The organism is Mycobacterium sp. TH-M106 (genome assembly GCF_057473765.1).
The window spans coordinates 1-1,454 of record NZ_JBYCLE010000414.1 but is presented as its reverse complement, the minus strand read 5'-3'; the positions used below and the strand labels follow the sequence as shown (position 1 = coordinate 1,454).

At 71.0% G+C, this 1,454-nt stretch carries 1 protein-coding gene; it reads right to left on the bottom strand.

Annotated features, from left to right (window positions below; translation table 11 throughout):
• A partial coding sequence (locus tag AC2VOP_RS14510; protein WP_486961623.1) for an ATP-dependent DNA helicase RecG occupies positions 1-1,454 on the bottom strand: 1,454 nt, incomplete at both ends.

Here is a 1,454-nt window from a genome sequence, read left to right as displayed (position 1 = left end):
GGCACAGGCTCTGATGCGCGCCGCGGCCGATCCGGCCCCGCAGCTGGTGCAGCTGGCTGATGCCGAACCGGTCGGCGTCGACCACCAGCATCACGGTAGCGTTCGGCACGTCGACGCCGACCTCGATGACGGTGGTGCACACCAGCACGTCGATGGTTCCGCACCGAAACGCCGCCATCACGGCGTCCTTCTCCTCCGCGGGTAGCCGCCCGTGCATCAGACCCAGCCGCAAGCCGGCCAACGCACCCGACCGCAGTCTGCTGAACAGCTCCTCGGCGGTGGCCGACGGCCTGGTGTCCTGGCCGGACCGACCGGACTGGTCGGCTTGGTCGGCTTGGTCGGCTTGGTCGATGCGGGGCGCCACCACGTAGGCCTGACGGCCGGCGGCTACCTCCTCGCGGATCCGCTGCCACGCGCGGTCCAGCCAAGCCGGTTTGTCCTTGGCGAAGATCGTGGAGGTTTTGATCGGCCGGCGCCCGCCGGGCAGTTCGCGCAGCGTCGAGGTTTCCAGGTCGCCGTAGACGGTCAGCGCCACCGTGCGCGGGATCGGTGTTGCAGTCATCACCAGCAGGTGCGGTGTGATGCCCGCGGGGGCCTTGGCCCGCAACTGGTCCCGTTGTTCGACGCCGAACCGGTGCTGCTCGTCGACGACCACCAGTCCCAGGCGGTGGAACTCCACCGCGTCCTGCAGCAGCGCGTGGGTGCCCACCACGATGCCGGCCTGCCCGCTGGTGATCTCGGCCCGAACCTGTTTCTTGGCCGCCTGCGGCATCGAGCCAGTCAGCAACGCCACCGCGGTGGCGTTGTCGGCACCGACCAGCTGGCCCCCGAGCGCCAGCGGCCCCAGCACGTCGCGGATCGAACGGACATGTTGCGCGGCAAGCACTTCGGTTGGCGCCAACAGCGCGCATTGATAGCCGGCATCGACCAGTTGCAGCATGGCCAGCACCGCCACGATCGTCTTGCCGGCGCCGACCTCACCCTGCAGCAGCCGGTTCATCGGGCGGGTGGCGCCGAGCTCAGCCCGCAGCACATCCAGCACCTCGCGCTGTCCCGCCGTGAGGTCGAAGGGCAGCCGCCGCAACAACTCCGCGGCCAGCCCGTCGACGATCGGCGGCGCCGACGGCCCGGACGCCGACAGCTCACCGTGCCGGCGGCCCGCCAGCGCCCACTGCAGGCCCACCGCTTCGTCGAAGGTCAGCCGTTCGCGGGCGCGTCGTCGTTCCGCCGCGGTCTCGGCGAGGTGGATGGCACGCAGCGCCGCGTCCTCGCCGATCAGCCCGCGCTCGGCACGCAGCGCGTCCGGAAGCGGGTCCGGCACCGGGTCGAGCACCTCGAGCACCTGTCGCACGCAGGCGAAGATGTCCCAGCTCTGCAGCTTGGTGCTGGCCGGGTAGATCGGGTAGCAGCGCCGCTCGAACTCCGACTGCAGCACTTCGCCGCTGACCGCCTGC